Raw genomic sequence first — 14,190 nt, forward strand, 5'->3', positions numbered from 1 at the left:
ACTTAATTGTGCTCGTATTGTCCGTTAACAACAGTCGCTTTAACGTTAAAGTCTCGGTCAAATACAGCTAGGTTTGCAACCATGCCTTTTTTGATTCGACCTAGCTTGCTTTCTACACCGATAGCCGTAGCTGGGTATAGCGTAGCCATGCGAAGAGCTTCGTCTAAAGCGATACCAGCGTGCTCAACTGTATTCTGAACTGCTTCAATCATAGTCAGAGCTGAGCCGCCCAGTGTGCCGTTTTCATCAACACACTTACCATCACGGTAATATACTTTCTTACCGACAAAAATAAAGTATTCCATGTCAGCACCTGCAGGAGCTGTGGCATCCGTCACTAATACCAACTTTTCTCCCTTGATTTTATGCGCAATTCTGATGTTTGCGTAATCAACGTGGAAGCCGTCGGCAATAATGCCAGCGTAAACCTCAGGAGTATCGTAAATCGCGCCAACAACGCCAGGCTCACGACCAACCATCGGCGTCATTGCATTGAACAGGTGAGTGGCGAACGTGATACCAGATTCGAAACCTTGACGCGCTTCTGCGTAAGTTGCGTTGGTGTGGCCGATAGAAACGACAACGCCAGCTTTGTGCAGGCGTTCGATGTGTTCAGGGTCGTTAAGCTCTGGAGCCAATGTTACTTTTGCAACAAGGTCACGGTTCTCACAGATAAGCTCAATCATTTCGTTGTCAGATTTACGAATGTGATCGACGCTATGGATGCCTTTTTTCGCAACGTTTAGGTAAGGGCCTTCAAGGTGCAGACCTAAAGATTGGTTTTGGTACTGGTTATGGTATTCACGAGCTGCCGTAATAACCGCACGCATATCTTCGTCTGAAGAGGTGATAAGCGTTGGTAGGAAGCTAGTACAGCCAGATTTCAGGTTTGCTTTGTGCATGATCTGCATGGTTTCTGCAGTGATCTCATCGTTAAGCATTACACCGCCACAACCATTCAGTTGTAGGTCAATGAAACCTGGGCTTAGGTTTGCTCCGTCTAGGTCGCGAAGCTCGATTCCTTCTGGCAATTCAGAGATAGGACAGACTTTTTTGATCAGTTCGTTTTCGATTACAACAGCATGATCGGTTAGAACATCACTACCAGTGTAAATTTTACAGTTACTTAGCGCGTACATAGTCAGCTAATCCTTATTTCGTGAGATCTTTTAAATTCGTTCGTTACCTAAATGCGGACTTAGTTTGCGAGCATCATTTACGTAACGATTTATCTTTTATGGGCAAACGGCTTCAAAATGAGAAGCGATTTAAGTTGTTGAAAAACATATGAACAATTGATTTTTATTATACATTTAGGTCCATCAATAATGATTATTCACGGTGCTCTATAAGCCCGGAGTTACCATCTTTTTGCCTAATGATTAGATTTGGATTTTATCCATAAATGTTCATTTTTTTGAATGATAAAATAAGTTTTATGATCTCGCTAGCAAAAACCTCTGGATTTGGTAAAAACTGGTGATTAGGATCACAAATGGTAAGGTTTTAATTTGCGGAGCAAAATTAATTGAATACACTGAATAGGACTAAATTGAGCGACTAAAATAAGTTTCTCAAACGAATTCTAAAAAATCCTATAGGGGGAAACAACTGGTGAATATTCTAGGATATGCGCAGAAGCTTGGTAAGGCGTTAATGCTACCAATCGCAACGCTTCCGATTGCGGCATTGCTGCTACGTCTGGGTCAACCAGACTTACTCGATATCGCATTCATGGCATCTGCTGGTAACGCAATCTTCAGTCAACTACCATTATTGTTTGGTTTGGGTATAGCTATTGGTCTTTCTAAAGACGGTAACGGCGCAGCAGGTCTTGCTGGTGCAGTTGCTTACTTTGTTCTGACAGCAACCGCAACAAACATCGATGCTAGTGTAAATATGTCATTCTTCGGCGGTATCTTTGCAGGTATCATCGCAGGTCACTCTTACAATGCATTCCACGCGACTCGTCTTCCAGAGTGGCTAGCATTCTTCTCTGGCAAACGTCTAGTTCCTATTATGGCTGGTCTATTTGCTCTAGTTGCTGGCGCAATCTTTGGTGTTGTATGGCCTGCTGTTCAATCTGGTCTAGATGCACTTGCTCACGCAGTTTCAACGTCTGGCGCTATCGGTCAATTTGTTTACGGTACTCTTAACCGTGCACTTATCCCAGTAGGTCTACACCATGTACTGAACTCGTACTTCTGGTTCGGTATGGGCTCTTGTCAAGAGATCGTAGTTGCTGCAGAAGGCTTCTCTCAACTTTGTGTTGACCCTGCACTAGCTAAAACTTTAGTTGTTGGTCAAGAGTACACATTTGAATTTGCTAACTCAGTTAACCCAGAAATTGTTGCAACTGTTAAAGAAGTAACTGAAACAGTTAAATCTGGCGACCTACACCGTTTCTTCGGCGGCGATAAAGGCGCTGGCGTATTCATGAACGGTTTCTTCCCAGTAATGATGTTCGGTCTACCAGGTGCTGCACTTGCAATGTACCTAGCTGCTCCTGCTGAAAAACGTAGCCAAGTTGGTGGCGCACTATTCTCAGTTGCATTCTGTTCATTCCTAACAGGTATCACAGAGCCGCTAGAATTCATGTTCGTATTCCTAGCTCCTGCTCTATACGCAATGCACGCTGTATTTACAGGTTTGTCTCTAGTAGTTGCTAACATGTTTGGTACTCTGCACGGTTTCGGTTTCTCTGCTGGTCTTATCGACTTCGTATTGAACTGGGGTCTAGCAACTAAACCATTCGTACTACTACTAATCGGTCTTGGCTTCGGTGCTCTATACTTCTTCACTTTCTCTTTCGCAATCCGCGCTTTCAACTTGAAATCGCCAGGTCGTGAAGATGATGACGAAGCTGTTGCAGCTCCTGCTGGCGAAGCACCAAAGGGCGACCTTGCACGTCAATACCTGAAAGCTCTGGGTGGTCACGACAACCTAACTTCAATCGACGCTTGTATCACTCGTCTACGTCTAACTCTTAAAGACCGCTCTGTTGCAGATGAAGTTGTTCTTAAGAAACTTGGTGCTAAAGGTGTGGTTAAACTAGGTGAAAACAACCTACAGGTTATCCTAGGCCCACTAGCTGAAATCGTAGCTGGCGAAATGAAAGCTATTGGTGCAGGCGAAGACCTATCTGATGTAAAACTTCCACAGTAAGGGAAGTACTTAATTAAGACGTAAAGTTACTCTTAAGTAAGCTTTCAAATTGAAAGCCTCCCACACGGGAGGCTTTTTTGTGCCTGCAGTTTAAGACCAGCGAACACGGTTCGTTCTATTCTTCATCGAATAGCAGAAATAATCGCAATTAACGGACGGTTCTTATTGTGCAAAGGCTAAGAATTGTGGATGATTAGCAACAATGATCTTTCTATCTTTGACTGGCGCTATAAGCGACCGTTTTCTTGGGGACGAAAGATAACTTTCTCTGACAATACTAAATACATAGAGGTGCTATAGATGAGTGAAGCTGAGGCTCGTCCATCGAATTTCATTCGCCAAATTATTGATAAAGATTTAGCGGATGGTACACACAGTAGCGTGCATACTCGTTTCCCGCCGGAGCCAAATGGCTACCTGCACATTGGTCACGCTAAATCTATTTGCTTGAACTTTGGTATTGCTCAGGACTACCAGGGACAATGTAATCTTCGTTTCGATGATACAAACCCTGAAAAAGAAGACGTTGAATACGTTGAGTCAATTAAGAATGATGTAAGCTGGTTAGGCTTCGAATGGTCTGGTGATATTTGCTACTCATCAAACTACTTCGATACGCTTTACGCTTATGCTGTGGAATTAATTAATAAAGGCTTAGCGTATGTTGACGAGCTAAGTCCTGATCAAATCCGTGAGTACCGTGGCACGCTAAAAGAGCCAGGTAAAGCGAGCCCATACCGTGACCGCAGCCCAGAAGAGAACCTAGCGTTGTTTGAAAAAATGCGTGACGGTGGCTTCGAAGAAGGTAAAGCGTGTCTACGTGCTAAGATCGACATGAGCTCTTCGTTCATGGTTATGCGCGATCCTGTTATCTACCGTGTTCGTTTTGCTCACCACCATCAAACGGCTGACAAGTGGTGCATTTACCCAATGTACGACTTTACTCACTGTATCTCTGATGCGCTGGAAGGTATTACGCACTCTATCTGTACGCTTGAATTCCAAGATAACCGTCGTTTGTACGATTGGGTTCTAGATAACATCACGATTGACTGCCAACCTCGTCAGTACGAGTTTAGCCGCCTGAATCTTGAATATACAGTGATGTCTAAGCGTAAGCTGAACCAACTTGTGGTTGAAAACCTAGTTCAAGGTTGGGATGACCCACGCATGCCTACTATTTCTGGCCTACGTCGTCGTGGTTTTACTTCAAGCTCGATTCGTGAATTCTGTAAGCGTATTGGTGTAACTAAGCAAGAGAACATGATTGAGTTCGGTTCACTTGAATCTTGCATCCGTGATGATCTGAACGAAAATGCACCTCGTGCAATGGCTGTTCTGGATCCAGTTAAGATCGTTATCGAAAACTACGAAGCAGATACAGTAGAAACGCTAACGGTTGCAAACCACCCGAACAAGCCAGAAATGGGTACTCGTGAAGTTCCATTTACACGCGAAGTTTGGATCGAACGTGACGACTTCCGTGAAGAAGCAAACAAAAAGTACAAGCGTTTGGTTCTAGGTAAAGAAGTTCGCCTGCGTGGTGCTTACGTGATCAAAGCTGAACGTATCGAAAAAGATGCAGAAGGCAATATTACGACTATCTTCTGTTCTTACGACAATGAAACATTGGGTAAGAACCCTGCAGATGGCCGCAAAGTGAAAGGCGTTATCCACTGGGTATCTGCTGATAAAGCACTGCCTGCTGAGATTCGTTTGTACGATCGTCTATTCACAGTGCCAAACCCAGCCGCTGCTGATGACTTCGCTGCAACGCTAAACCCTGAATCTCTTGTTACGCTAAATGGTTTTGTTGAACCTAGCCTAGCTGAAGGTGTAGCAGAGCAAGCGTACCAGTTTGAACGAACAGGTTACTTCTGTGTAGATTCGAAAGATTCTAAAGCAGCTGCACTAGTATTCAACCGTACGGTTGGTCTACGCGATACTTGGGGAAAAACTGAAGCTTAATCGCTAAAGTGATTCGCTTTCGATAAGCACCCTAATAAAAAACCGGCTTAGAGCCGGTTTTTTGTATCTGAATAAAGTCGTCAATTATAGAATAAGTTGCGATTAATCGTCTTATGTAGTGACCATATAAAAAACGCCGGCCTAAGCCAGCGTTCTGTATTACTACTTCGCTTTATGCGCGTCTGGATTGCCTTTGCAATCTCCGTTAATGCTTTTGCCGTACAAGTACAAACTGTGGTTTGTTAGTTGCACGTTGTAACGCTGAGCAATCTCTTTCTGTCTTTCTTCGATGATGTCATCAGAGAATTCGATCACTTCGCCACAATCTAAACATACAAGGTGGTCGTGGTGGTGCTGTGTAGAAAGTTCAAATACAGACTTGCCGCCTTCGAAGTGGTGACGAGTTACAATGCCAGCGTCATCGAATTGGTTAAGTACTCGATAAACGGTTGCAAGACCGATTTCTTCACCTAGGTCGATCAGCTTCTTATATAAATCTTCAGCACTAATATGTTGGCAGTCTGGCTGTTGTAATACTTCTAAAATTTTGAGCCGTGGAAGGGTCACTTTAAGACCTGCATCTTTTAGCGCTTGATTATTGTCTGACATATACTTTCCTGTTGATGATCTGCAGCAATTAACAGAATTCAATATTAATACCATTATAGTTTAGTCAGGCATAACAATAAACCACGAACTTCAAAGGGTTACTTACTGACATCACAATCTGTTTTGTAAATTGGAAGTATCTCACTTATAGTGGAGGTACGACCAGTCAAGGTGACGGTGTTTCTGATATGAACATGGAATGTTGTTATGAATAAGCAACTCGCAAAAATATATAAACCCAACATTGTAAAATTTGCTCTTAATATTTGGCCTCCCTTTTGGGGAGCGGGTATTCGAATAGCCCACATTAGCACTGACTTTAGGGTTGTTAAGACAGTACTTAAGCTACGCTGGTGGAATAAGAACGCCAATCGTACTCAATATGGCGGCAGTATCTTTTCTCTTACCGATCCCGTTTACTCATTGATGTTAATGGGAATTTTAGGTGAACGATATTATGTTTGGGATAAAGAAGCGAGCATTAACTTCATCAAGCCGGGGCAATCGGACTTGTATGCAGATTTTGAGATAAGGCAAGGGCAGCTTGACGATATCTATCGTCAGACGCAACTCGGTGAAAAGTGCTTCCCCGAATTTATTATTCACGTGAAAGATAAGCAGGGTAATGTGGTTTCAGAAATTCAACGCACCCTCTATGTAAGAAAGAAGCCGCAATTTAGAGATGATGATGAAGCATTAGAGGCTGAGTGCTAATTAATAGATTTTAAATAGCAAAAAACCTCCTATAAGGAGGTTTTTTCATATCTACATAATGGTTATTAACTGTAACAATTAACAACCACTAGAGAATTAGTCTTCTAGCTCTGCTAGGCACATCTCTTCGTGGATTTGTTTAACCCAGTTAGATACGCGCTCATCAGTTAGCTCAGGTTGACGGTCTTCATCGATACATAGACCAACGAATTGGCTGTCATCGCCTTCAACTAAACCTTTCGATGCTTCGAATTCGTAGCCTTCAGTTGATGTGTGACCTAGGATAGTACCGCCTTTCGCTTCAACGATGTCACGGATAGTACCCATAGCATCACAGAAGTATTCTGCGTAATCTTCTTGGTCGCCACAACCAAAGATAGCAACAAGCTTAGTTGAGAAATCAATAGCTTCTAGCTCTGGGAAAAAGTCATCCCAATCACATTGTGCTTCGCCGTAGTACCACGTAGGGATACCAAGCAGCAGTAGATCGAAGTTATCGATATCTTCTTTGCTGCTTTTTGCAATGTCTTGAACGTGAACGAGCTGTTTGCTCAATTGCTTTTGAATCATCTTAGCAACAGCTTCAGTGTTACCTGTATCGCTACCAAAGAAGAGACCTACACTTGCCATAGAATCATTACCTTTCATTTTGTCTGTTGTCGGTGTAATAAAGTTCGGAAGAGAATCGTTAGATCCCAGTTCCTTCCCAGCTTAGTTGGATTATCCCTTTGGCGATAAAACCCGCACAGCCAAGGAAAAGTACTAACCATACGATGCGACGACCAAATGGAGGAACATTTCCCTGCTTGAGAACGTCCTTAATTGCCATACCGATTAAAAAGAAAATCGCGGCAAACAGGAGATCTAAACCAACAGATTCGATGATGTTCATGTAGTCGTAAAGCATGGGAACCTTATATACCAATTTTGCTTGGGCGCACTATATCACTGTTGTGAGATAAAGTTAATCTGCAGTAATTACACAGCTCTCATTTATCTGCACGAAAAAGCGCAGTTAAGCGATGAATTTTCTAATTGCTCTAAGTACTTCTGCTGGTTTTTCAGCATGCAGCCAGTGACCTGTGTTGGCAATGACATGCGCTTTTGCGTTAGAAAATTGCTGCTGAACGGCTGCTTGATGTTCTGCGGTGAGGTAATCTGAATCCCCACCTTTAATGAGCAAGGTTTTGACCGAGGTTTTCTCGATCGGTTCCCAACCAATAATATGTGGGTAGTTGCTCAATAACGAAGCAACATTGAAGCGCCATTCCATGATGCCTTGCTCTGTTTTGAACAAAGATTTGGTTAAAAACTGGCGAACGCCATCGATCTCGATATGTTTTGCGAGAACCTTGAGTGCATCTGAGCGTGAAGTCGGCTCTTCTTCTATCACGGCTTGCAGGCCTGCGAATACGTTGTCGTGGCGACTCTGAGTGTACGCGACCGGAGCCATATCCAAGACAATCAATTTATGCAGCGCAAGATGTTGTGTCAGTGCCATCGCTACTTTGCCACCCATCGAGTGACCAATCACAGTGACGTCTTCTGACTTAAGATCATGCAGCAGTTGAGCCACGTCTTGTGCCATCGCTTGATAGTTATGAGTGTCACTATGGAAGGATTGACCGTGGTTGCGGAGATCGATACTAAGTACCTGATGATCGGCTTTTAGATCCCTAGCGAGCAAGCCAAGGTTGTCCAGATTACCGAATAATCCATGGATCAAAACAATGGTGTGACCCTCACCTTCAATTTTATAGTTGAGCTGTACTGACATTTTTATCTTATTCATGGTGGGTTTGACGTAGAGTATCCGCGCGGATCTCGCTATAATCCCCCAGAGTTTAAACATTGAGATTGTGAAAAGCGAATGAAAACAATTGAGGTTGATGAGGACCTATACCGTTTTATTGCGGGTCAGACAGAACGTATTGGCGAAAGCGCTTCAGATATTCTGCGCCGCTTGTTACAGGTTGATAGCCAAGGCATGGCTCCGATCGAAGAGATCGTTGAGCCAAAAGGTATCGTTGTTAGCAAAGAGGTAGGCTTTACTCCAGAGAAGTTCGATGGCGTTAAAGAAATGCGCTCACTACTAATATCAGATGAGTTTGCATCACTAAAGAAAGCCATTGATCGTTTCATGCTTGTGTTATCAACACTGCATAAAATCGACCCTTTAAGCTTTTCAGAAGCAACTCAAGTAAAAGGCCGTAAGCGCGTTTACTTTGCAGATAACGAAGCGACGTTGCTAGCAAACGGCAACACGACTAAGCCTAAAGCTATTCCACAAAGTCCTTTTTGGGTTATTACTAATAACAATACAAGCCGAAAAAGACAGATGGTTGAGCAGCTTATGAGCCGCATGAATTTCCAAGCAGAATTGATAGAAAAAGTAACAGGTTCAATTTAACGAAATCTGATTTAAACCTCATAATATCCATGGATAAGAAGATATTATGAGGTTTTTTTGTTTTAAAATTTTATATATAAGGATGTCGAAAAATGGCTATGCACCCTCGTGCTGGGCAGAAAGCTCAGCAGGAAGATCTTCATAATATCCCGGCTTTAGTTGCTAACTATTTCTTACAGCAACCGGATGCTACGAACCCAGATCATAAAGTACTTTTCGGTACTTCAGGTCACCGCGGTACAGCAGACAGATCAACATTTAACGAAAACCACATTCTAGCAATTGTACAAGCGGTTGCTGAAGTTCGTGCCGAGCAAGGTACAACTGGCCCTCTTTTCTTAGGTAAAGATACTCACGCTCTATCTGAGCCTGCGTTCTCTACGGTTATCGAAGTGCTTGTAGCGAACGGTGTTGAAGTTATTATTCAAGAAAACAACGGCTTTACTCCAACACCTGGTATCTCGCACGCGATTCTTACGCACAACCTAGTGAATGACAAAAAAGCCGACGGCATTGTTATCACGCCTTCACATAACCCACCTCAAGACGGCGGTATTAAATACAACCCGACACACGGTGGCCCAGCTGAAGCTGAACTGACTCAAGCGATTGAAGATCGTGCGAACGTGATCATTGCTGAGCAAATGCAAGGTGTTAAGCGTACGCCTATCGCACAGGCTAAACAGTCTGAGCTAGTAAAAGAAGTTGACCTAGTCGCGCCATACGTCGCTGATTTGGTTAACGTCGTGGATATGGAAGCGATCCAGAAAGCAAACATCAAGATTGGTGTTGATCCACTGGGTGGCAGCGGTATTGATTACTGGCGTCAAATTGGTAAAGCGTACAATCTAGATCTTACTCTGGTAAGTGAAGCGGTTGACCCTTCATTCCAATTCATGTCTCTAGATAAAGATGGCGTAGTTCGTATGGACTGTTCTTCTCCATACGCAATGGCAGGCTTACTGGCGCTTAAAGACGAGTACGCTCTAGCATTTGGTAACGACCCAGATTACGATCGCCACGGTATCGTGACACCTAAAGGTTTGATGAATCCAAACCACTTCTTAGCGGTTTGTATTGATTACCTATACCGTAACCGTGAAGGTTGGGGTAAAGACGTTGCTGTTGGTAAGACACTAGTATCAAGTGCATTAATCGATCGCGTAGTTTCTGACTTAGGTCGCGAACTTTGTGAAGTGCCAGTTGGTTTCAAATGGTTCGTTGATGGCTTATACAACGGCCAGTTTGGTTTTGGTGGCGAAGAGAGCGCAGGTGCTTCTTTCCTACGTAAAGACGGTACGCCTTGGTCAACAGATAAAGACGGCCTGATTCTTTGCTTGCTTGCGGCTGAGATCACAGCAGTGACAGGTAAGAACCCACAAGAATACTACGAAGAACTTGCCGCTAAACACGGTGAATCTAAGTACAACCGTATTCAAGCGGTAGCAAATGGTGCACAGAAAGACGTGCTGAAGAAACTATCTCCAGAGATGGTTTCTGCTGAGACGTTGGCTGGTGATGCAATTACTGCACGCTTAACACACGCTCCAGGTAACGGTGCTGCGATTGGTGGCTTGAAAGTGACAACTGAGAACGGCTGGTTTGCTGCGCGTCCATCAGGCACTGAAGACATCTACAAGATCTACTGTGAAAGCTTTAAGGGTGAAGAGCACCTGAAAGCAATCGAAGCAGAAGCTCAAGAGATTGTTAACCAAGTATTTGCAGCCGCTGGCCTATAATCGAATCTCGATTACTAGAGTTGCTAAGTAAATAGAAGAAGGGTTGATGTGAAAGCATCAACCCTTTTTGTTTGTGTTAGTTACGTATAAGCGGGAAAAGGTAACTGAGTTAGCTCAGACGACTAACCGTGTGGCCAACTTTGTGGCATCACAAACCAGAATTGCCCCGACTTTGTTTGCCCATGGACGAAGCGATCACCGAACTCGGTGATCGGCTGACTGCTGAAATCATCCGTCCCTGCTGCCCATTGCTCTTTGGTGAGTGGATACAGTGGTTCACTGATTAAATGAGCCTGATCTTGATAGCACCAAAAGCCGTTTACTTGGCTTGGGTTAATGTCATAGCCCAAGCATTTTGTCGGTATGTTTTGCTCTAAGAAAGGGTTGGTATATAGACGACCTTGCATCAGTAAGTGTTTTGAGTCGACATCGATTTCTGGATATTGCTCAACAAAGGCGGCAGAAGAGGACATTTCGAGTTGGTGGCTGAGCATCCTGTCGAGTTTCTTATCCAATTGGTCGTGAGAGTTGGGTCCAAACCATGTTTGTTCATGAAGTAGGTAGAACTTAATTGCCACTTCCCAGTGTTCTAATTTTTGCCTGCTCGTGTCTTCCAGGATAAAGTCGATTGCGCCAAGTGTTCGTCCCTCAACATTAATCTGAATCTCATCGTACTTGATTGAATAATTATCCGAAGTCATGATGACTTGTTCACATAAGTGTTGGTAGAGGAAGCCTAATCTAGGGTTTCCATCATAAGTATGCGACTCGTCGAGTGCTTGGTGGTTTGAGAATACACTGAGATCAGAAATAGGCGGCTTGATTTCTAGTAGCGGTGGTGAGCTAATCACCCATTGATAAAAGCGTTGCAGTTCAGTCATCGGTTCCTCGTAAACTTCAGGCATCTGTTCTCTAGAAACAGAGTGGAAGGGCTTTCGACATTCTACCCGTAAATTGATATAACGACGTTATTATAAAGGTAAGCTGGAAATAAAAATGAATAACTTACAATTAGAAAAGCTACTTAACGAAAAACTGCAGCCACAGCAGATTAAAGATTACTGTCCTAATGGTCTTCAAGTTGAAGGCGCGACAGAAGTGAAGCGAATCGTTACTGGTGTAACAGCTTCTCAAGCCTTGATTGATAAAGCGGTAGAACTGAACGCAGACGCTTTGTTAGTCCATCACGGCTTTTTCTGGAAAGGCGAGTCAGAAGCGATTCGTGGCATGAAGGGCAAGCGTATTCGTACCCTAATTAAAAATGACATCAACCTTTTGGGTTATCACTTACCTCTCGATATCCATCCTGAACTTGGTAACAACGCCAAACTCGCTGAACTGCTTGATATTGAAGTAGAAGGTGGCTTGGAAGGGCACCCACAATCGGTTGCTATGTTTGGTAGATTAAAGACACCGATGACCGGTGCTGAGTTTGCGGCAAAAATTGATCAAGTACTGAATCGTAAGCCGCTACATATTGCTCCTGAAAACGCAGATAAAATGATTGAAACGGTAGGTTGGTGTACTGGCGGCGGTCAAGATTACATTGAACTTGCAGCCTCTCAAGGTATCGACGCATTTATCTCTGGTGAAATTTCTGAGCGCACAACTTACTCGGCCCGCGAGCAAGACATCCATTATTTTGCTGCAGGTCATCATGCGACAGAACGCTACGGCGTGAAGGCACTAGGTGAGTGGTTAGCAAAAGAGCACTGCTTGGATGTTGAGTTTATCGATATCGATAACCCAGTTTAAGAGCTGATGCGAGATAAGGGGTACGAGTCGAGTGTATGCGTCGTTCTCTAGAATTGAGCAGGTAACCTGTATAGTTTATCTGCTCGCTTAAGGAGATCCCCAACTCATTCGTCCCTCGTTCTTGGGGATGACGATATTATTTTATTCGTTCACTTCGCATTCTTGAGGATGACGGGGTTGAGAGCGTACAAAAGAAAAGGGGTTGATGTTCTCACATCAACCCCTTTTAACATTATGATTTATAGCAACTATTCACGTTCGTGAAGTGCTTTAAAGTCACGTTGTTCTTCACCAGTATATAGCTGACGAGGACGACCGATACGGTTCGTCGGATCGCTGTGCATTTCGTTCCAGTGAGCAATCCAACCGATGGTACGAGACATCGCGAAGATTACTGTAAACATAGATACTGGAATACCGATTGCTTTCAGAATGATACCTGAGTAGAAATCTACGTTCGGGTATAGCTTCTTAGAAACAAAGTACTCATCAGAAAGAGCGATACGCTCAAGTTCCATCGCTACGTCTAGTAGTGGATCTTGGATATTTAGCTCTTTAAGCACTTCGTGACACGCTTCGCGCATTACTGTTGCACGTGGGTCGTAGTTCTTGTAAACACGGTGACCGAAGCCCATCAAACGGAATGGGTCATCTTTGTCTTTTGCTTTCGCAACGTATTCTTCAATGTTATCTACGCTACCGATCTCTTCAAGCATGCGCAGACAAGCTTCGTTTGCACCGCCGTGAGCTGGGCCCCAAAGTGATGCGATACCTGCTGCGATACACGCAAACGGGTTAGCACCAGATGAACCAGCAAGACGCACTGTAGACGTAGAAGCGTTCTGTTCGTGGTCAGCATGTAGAGTGAAAATCTTATCCATTGCACGAGCAACGATAGGGTTCACTTCATACTCTTCACATGGGTTTGCAAACATCATGTGTAAGAAGTTTTCTGCGTAGCCTAGGTCGTTACGTGGGTAGATAAACGGCTGACCGATTGAATATTTGTAACACATTGCAGCCAGTGTTGGCATTTTTGAAATCAGGCGGTATGCCGCAATTTCACGGTGTGTATCGTTGTTGACATCAAGTGAGTCGTGGTAGAACGCCGCTAGAGCGCCTACAACACCACACATTACAGCCATAGGGTGAGCGTCACGACGGAAGCCGTGGAAGAAACTAGCGATTTGCTCGTGCACCATAGTGTGACGTGTCACGGTAGTCTTGAACTTTTCGTACTCAGCTCGAGATGGGGCTTCACCGTAAAGAAGTATGTAACATACTTCTAAGTAATCAGCGTTATTGGCAAGTTGGTCGATTGGATAACCACGATGTAAAAGAATGCCTTTTCCACCGTCAATAAAAGTGATTTGAGACTCACAGGATGCAGTGGCAAGAAAACCAGGGTCAAAAGTGAAAAAACCATTAGAACCTAGTGTACGAACATCGATCACTGGAGTACCAAGTACACCTTCCGTAATCGGCAGCTCGATTGGCGCTTGACCTTCAATGTGAAGGGTAGCTTTCTTATCCGCCATAACAATCTCCTTTGTTTATTATTAATCCGTCCAGGATGTTTATGTGCCATTTTTTTACTGGTCTTACGTGGGAAAGTCAATTTTTCTACAGCTTTGTGTGCACTTGTTAGTGTTTTTTACATTAAATTCGTTAAAAATCTGGTCTGTGTAGCATTATTTGTTACATCAATTGTATTAGAATGTTGCCAGCCGTATAGTGGCGCTGAAAAGTTTGGTTAAAACCTTATAAATGCAAGGCTAAGAAGAAATGTGAGGTGTCTTTCTTAATCGAGCAGTTAACAATTATTTTACA

The 14,190-nt window shown here is 43.6% G+C and carries 13 protein-coding genes; 6 read left to right on the top strand and 7 right to left on the bottom strand.

All coding sequences use genetic code 11. The features are described 5' to 3' along the window. Positions 1–2: 2 nt before the first annotated feature. Entirely contained in the window at positions 3–1,139 is a 1,137-nt protein-coding gene (nagA, locus tag AB6E51_RS09865; protein ID WP_017062193.1) for an N-acetylglucosamine-6-phosphate deacetylase, read from the bottom strand. Positions 1,140–1,614: 475 nt separating this feature from the next. Here nagA and nagE point away from each other — a divergent pair, with 475 nt between their 5' ends. Together nagE and glnS are read left to right on the top strand one after the other, a co-directional pair. After that, positions 1,615–3,165 carry an N-acetylglucosamine-specific PTS transporter subunit IIBC gene (gene nagE / locus AB6E51_RS09870; protein WP_032545860.1) on the top strand — a complete coding sequence of 517 codons (1,551 nt, stop codon included), beginning with the start codon at positions 1,615–1,617 and terminating at the stop codon, positions 3,163–3,165. Positions 3,166–3,465: 300 nt separating this feature from the next. Continuing rightward, positions 3,466–5,133 (top strand): glutamine--tRNA ligase, encoded by a 1,668-nt coding sequence (gene glnS / locus AB6E51_RS09875; RefSeq protein ID WP_065583828.1) that lies wholly within the window; start codon positions 3,466–3,468, stop codon positions 5,131–5,133. Positions 5,134–5,295: 162 nt separating this feature from the next. Here the strand turns inward: glnS and fcrX are convergent, their stop codons facing one another. Continuing rightward, positions 5,296–5,742, bottom strand: coding sequence for a ferric iron uptake transcriptional regulator FcrX (gene fcrX, locus AB6E51_RS09880; protein WP_017061956.1), 447 nt, complete (start codon positions 5,740–5,742; stop codon positions 5,296–5,298). A 207-nt stretch (positions 5,743–5,949) separates the two neighbouring features. Between fcrX and AB6E51_RS09885 the strand changes: the two genes are divergently transcribed. Beyond that, on the top strand, positions 5,950–6,456 hold the full coding sequence (locus AB6E51_RS09885; RefSeq protein ID WP_017061955.1) for a DUF4442 domain-containing protein: 507 nt from the start codon (positions 5,950–5,952) through the stop codon (positions 6,454–6,456). Between the two features lie 96 nt (positions 6,457–6,552). Here the strand turns inward: AB6E51_RS09885 and fldA are convergent, their stop codons facing one another. The 3 genes from fldA to AB6E51_RS09900 all read right to left on the bottom strand — a co-directional run bounded on the left by fldA (position 6,553) and on the right by AB6E51_RS09900 (position 8,233). Continuing rightward, entirely contained in the window at positions 6,553–7,086 is a 534-nt protein-coding gene (gene fldA, locus AB6E51_RS09890; RefSeq protein ID WP_010436745.1) for a flavodoxin FldA, read from the bottom strand. Between the two features lie 58 nt (positions 7,087–7,144). Continuing rightward, positions 7,145–7,363 (bottom strand): DUF2788 domain-containing protein, encoded by a 219-nt coding sequence (locus tag AB6E51_RS09895; protein WP_004737900.1) that lies wholly within the window; start codon positions 7,361–7,363, stop codon positions 7,145–7,147. A 108-nt stretch (positions 7,364–7,471) separates the two neighbouring features. Then, positions 7,472–8,233, bottom strand: coding sequence for an alpha/beta fold hydrolase (locus AB6E51_RS09900; RefSeq protein WP_017061954.1), 762 nt, complete (start codon positions 8,231–8,233; stop codon positions 7,472–7,474). A 93-nt stretch (positions 8,234–8,326) separates the two neighbouring features. Between AB6E51_RS09900 and seqA the strand changes: the two genes are divergently transcribed. Together seqA and pgm are read left to right on the top strand one after the other, a co-directional pair. After that, the gene (gene seqA / locus AB6E51_RS09905; RefSeq protein ID WP_017061953.1) at positions 8,327–8,866 is read left to right on the top strand and encodes a replication initiation negative regulator SeqA; all 540 of its coding nucleotides are present in this window, start codon (positions 8,327–8,329) and stop codon (positions 8,864–8,866) included. A 92-nt stretch (positions 8,867–8,958) separates the two neighbouring features. Beyond that, positions 8,959–10,605, top strand: a complete 1,647-nt coding sequence (pgm, locus tag AB6E51_RS09910; RefSeq protein WP_372058939.1) for a phosphoglucomutase (alpha-D-glucose-1,6-bisphosphate-dependent) — start codon at positions 8,959–8,961, stop codon at positions 10,603–10,605. Between the two features lie 122 nt (positions 10,606–10,727). On the opposite strand, the gene AB6E51_RS09915 is transcribed toward pgm, so the two are convergent. After that, on the bottom strand, positions 10,728–11,486 hold the full coding sequence (locus AB6E51_RS09915; protein WP_372058946.1) for a DUF1853 family protein: 759 nt from the start codon (positions 11,484–11,486) through the stop codon (positions 10,728–10,730). 115 nt (positions 11,487–11,601) lie between these two features. Between AB6E51_RS09915 and AB6E51_RS09920 the strand changes: the two genes are divergently transcribed. Beyond that, the gene (locus AB6E51_RS09920) at positions 11,602–12,360 is read left to right on the top strand and encodes a Nif3-like dinuclear metal center hexameric protein (RefSeq protein WP_372058941.1); all 759 of its coding nucleotides are present in this window, start codon (positions 11,602–11,604) and stop codon (positions 12,358–12,360) included. Positions 12,361–12,608: 248 nt separating this feature from the next. On the opposite strand, the gene AB6E51_RS09925 is transcribed toward AB6E51_RS09920, so the two are convergent. After that, positions 12,609–13,898, bottom strand: coding sequence for a citrate synthase (locus AB6E51_RS09925; protein ID WP_017061949.1), 1,290 nt, complete (start codon positions 13,896–13,898; stop codon positions 12,609–12,611). Positions 13,899–14,190 lie beyond the last annotated feature (292 nt).

This window comes from Vibrio sp. 10N.247.311.47 (genome assembly GCF_041467535.1).
Lineage (GTDB): Bacteria > Pseudomonadota > Gammaproteobacteria > Enterobacterales > Vibrionaceae > Vibrio > Vibrio crassostreae_C.

Coding starts and splice junctions, on each gene's coding strand:
- AB6E51_RS09925 (WP_017061949.1), bottom strand. CDS start 13,898: ATGGCGGATAAGAAAGCTACCCTTCACATTGAAGGTCAAGCGCCAATC.
- AB6E51_RS09915 (WP_372058946.1), bottom strand. CDS start 11,486: ATGACTGAACTGCAACGCTTTTATCAATGGGTGATTAGCTCACCACCG.
- AB6E51_RS09920 (WP_372058941.1), top strand. CDS start 11,602: ATGAATAACTTACAATTAGAAAAGCTACTTAACGAAAAACTGCAGCCA.
- glnS (WP_065583828.1), top strand. CDS start 3,466: ATGAGTGAAGCTGAGGCTCGTCCATCGAATTTCATTCGCCAAATTATT.
- AB6E51_RS09900 (WP_017061954.1), bottom strand. CDS start 8,233: ATGTCAGTACAGCTCAACTATAAAATTGAAGGTGAGGGTCACACCATT.
- fcrX (WP_017061956.1), bottom strand. CDS start 5,742: ATGTCAGACAATAATCAAGCGCTAAAAGATGCAGGTCTTAAAGTGACC.
- seqA (WP_017061953.1), top strand. CDS start 8,327: ATGAAAACAATTGAGGTTGATGAGGACCTATACCGTTTTATTGCGGGT.
- AB6E51_RS09885 (WP_017061955.1), top strand. CDS start 5,950: ATGAATAAGCAACTCGCAAAAATATATAAACCCAACATTGTAAAATTT.
- fldA (WP_010436745.1), bottom strand. CDS start 7,086: ATGGCAAGTGTAGGTCTCTTCTTTGGTAGCGATACAGGTAACACTGAA.
- nagA (WP_017062193.1), bottom strand. CDS start 1,139: ATGTACGCGCTAAGTAACTGTAAAATTTACACTGGTAGTGATGTTCTA.
- pgm (WP_372058939.1), top strand. CDS start 8,959: ATGGCTATGCACCCTCGTGCTGGGCAGAAAGCTCAGCAGGAAGATCTT.
- AB6E51_RS09895 (WP_004737900.1), bottom strand. CDS start 7,363: ATGCTTTACGACTACATGAACATCATCGAATCTGTTGGTTTAGATCTC.